Annotated in this window: 2 protein-coding genes; both read left to right on the forward strand. The window is 67.8% G+C overall.

What is annotated here, in order from left to right:
* The first annotated feature begins 147 nt into the window (after positions 1-147).
* Entirely contained in the window at positions 148-1380 is a 1233-nt protein-coding gene (locus RM812_RS41260; RefSeq protein WP_311586034.1) for a cytochrome P450 family protein, read from the forward strand.
* An 87-nt stretch (positions 1381-1467) separates the two neighbouring features.
* Positions 1468-2760, forward strand: coding sequence for an activator-dependent family glycosyltransferase (locus tag RM812_RS41265; RefSeq protein ID WP_311586036.1), 1293 nt, complete (start codon positions 1468-1470; stop codon positions 2758-2760).
* Positions 2761-2794: the final 34 nt, after the last annotated feature.

Consider the following 2794-nt stretch of genomic DNA (forward strand, 5'->3'; position numbering starts at 1 on the left):
GTCGACAGCGCGCCGGAGATCTTGGATCTGATCGAGCGGACATGTGCGGGCGCGAGCCGGTGACCCGTGTCGGATCACCAAGGAAACCGGGGCGACAGGAGTGCCGGACCCCGGCCCCATGCACGTCGAAACGTTGAGGAGACGGAGATGGCCAAGCCCATCGTCAGCTTGCTGGACCCCGAGTTCGTGGAAGACCCCATCGGAGCCTTCGCCAGGCTGCGGGAACTGGGGCCACTCGTGCGCGTCGGGTTCCCCGGCGGACCGCCGGTCTGGCTGCTCACCCGCAGCGAGGAGATCAAAGCGGCGCTGAGCGATCCCCGGCTGGTGGTGAACGCCGCCAACGTGCCGGGCTACGAAGGGGCCGGCATGGCACAGGAGATGCTCGCGCACCTCGGTGTGTCGGAAGAGGTCGTGGAATACCTGTCGAGCAACCTGATGCTCCAGGACGGAAAGAACCACGCCCGGCTGCGTCGGCTGGTGGCGCCCGCCTTCACCGTCCGGCGCATCAAGGCCCTGCGGCCGCGTATCGAGGAGCTCTCCGCCCGGCTCCTCGACGATCTGGCCCGCAAGGGGTCCGGTGACCTCGTCCAGGACTATTCCACCCCCTTGACGGGTGGCGTCATCTGCGAACTCATCGGGATCGACGAGGCCGATCAGCCGCAGGTGCGCAGGTGGATGGACGAGTACGCCAACGCCGACGCCGACTTCGCCTCGAGCAGCCAAAGCCTTCTGGAGTACGCCAGGGGTCTCACCGAGCGACGCCGGGCCGAGCCCAGGGACGACATGATCTCCGCTCTGGTGCAGACGAGGGACGACAACGGCGACCAGCTCAGCAATGCCGAGATCGTCTCGCTGGTGGCCGTGCTGGTGAACGGCGGATACCACTCCACTGCCCACTTCATCCCGAACGCGGTGCTCACCCTGCTGGAGAATCCGGAGCAGCTGGCCCTGCTGCGCGCCAAGCCGGACATGATGTCCCACGCGATGGAGGAGCTGATGCGGGTCGCGAACCCCATCCCGAGCGTGGGGCCGCGGTATGCGACCGAGGACATGGAGTTCGCCGGAGTCCCCATCCGCAAGGGCGACGCCCTGACCGGATCCATCCAGTCCGCCAATTTCGACCCGCGCCACTTCCAGGTTCCGGAACGGTGCGACGTGGAGCGCGTGGTCAAGCGTGGGGAGGGCCACCTCGCCTTCGGCGCGGGCCCGCACCGCTGCATCGGCGCGGCGCTCGCCAACATCGAGGGCGAGATAGCCATCGATCACCTGTTGCTCCAGCGGGACACCCTGGAAGCCACCGTAAGCCGCAGCCAGTTGAGGTACCGCGAGCTGATTCCCGGCGGCGCCCGGCTGTTCCGCTCGTTCCCGGTGCGCTTGTGAATCCCGTGCCGTCCGGCCGTTGCGGCGCACACGCCGTCACAGCCGCCCCAGGTCTCAGGCCGTCCCACAAGAGGTGATCGCTTGCGAGTGCTGTTCGCGACAATTCCGTGGAAGACACATTTCTATCCGATGGTGCCGCTCGCCTGGGCGCTGCGGTCGGCGGGCCACGATGTACGGGTGGCCAGCGAACCGGAATTCCTCGACACCATCACGGAAGCCGGCCTGACCGCGGTTCCCGTCGGTTCGGGCGAGACGGTGGAGGAGCGCATCCGCCGTATCCGGGGGGAGGACGTGTCGGGGGCGCCCGCCGCGCCGTTCTCGAAAAACTCCCTGTACGAGCTCGGGAAGGCACCCCGGCAGAGCCTGTCCTGGGAGGAGATCAGCTGGATCTACAACCACGTCGTGGTACCACAGACATGGCTGCTGAACGACGAGATGGTCGACGACCTCGTGACCTACTGCCGCTCCTGGCAGCCAGACCTGGTGCTGTGCGATGTGCTGACCTGCTCGGGCGCAGTGGCCGCGGACGTCGTCGGGGCAGCGCACGGGCGGCTGCTGTTCTGGTTCGACCTCACCCTGCGGATGCGACAGGACTTCCTGCGCGCGCAGGAGCGGCAACCGCCGGGCGATCGCGCGGACATGCTGCGCGACTGGTTCGCGGAATGGACGCGGAAGTACGGGCGTGACTTCGGCGAGGAGCTGATCACCGGTGATTTCGAGATCAATGTCATGCCCGAGAGGTACCGCCTGCAGCCCCACGAGCAGACGCTCTCGCAGCGCTATGTGCAGTACAACGGGCGTTCTGTCGTGCCGTCCTGGCTCTGCGAGGCGCCGCGCTCGCCACGCGTCCTGGTGACGTTCGGCCTTTCGTCCCGCCAGTGGGAGCCCGAGATGCCGACCGTCTCGGAGAAGCAGGTGCAGGACATCCTGGACTCGCTGGCCGACCTCGACATTGAGCTGGTCCTCACCCTGTCGAGCGAGGAACGCGAACGGATTCACAGAATTCCGCGGAACACCCGGGTCGTGGATTTCGTGCCCCTGGACATCATCGTGCCGACCTGTTCCGCCGTGGTACACCACGGCGGGACGGGAAGCTTCCACGGCCCGCTGGTGCACGGGGTCCCGCAGATCGTCATCGAGTGCAGCGTCGACGCACCCGCCAAGCGGACCGTGTTGCGAGAGGCCGGGGCGGGGATGTCGATCGCCCCGGACGAGGTTACCGGACCGCGGGTCAAGGAGTGCCTGACCCGGCTGCTGGAGGACAACGCATTCCGCGTCGGCGCCGAGCGGCTCCGGCAGGAGGCGCTGGCCCAGCCCACCCCTAACGCCCTGGTGGCGGAGTTGGAGCGCGTCACGGCCGAGCACCGCGCTCGCCGCTGAGTACTGGGCGCGAGGTGCTCGGTCGCACCACGGC

The organism is Streptomyces lancefieldiae (genome assembly GCF_031845825.1).
GTDB lineage: Bacteria > Actinomycetota > Actinomycetes > Streptomycetales > Streptomycetaceae > Streptomyces > Streptomyces lancefieldiae.

Excerpts from the sequence above, each read along its gene's own strand:
- RM812_RS41260 (WP_311586034.1), top strand. The coding sequence starts at position 148 with ATGGCCAAGCCCATCGTCAGCTTGCTGGACCCCGAGTTCGTGGAAGAC.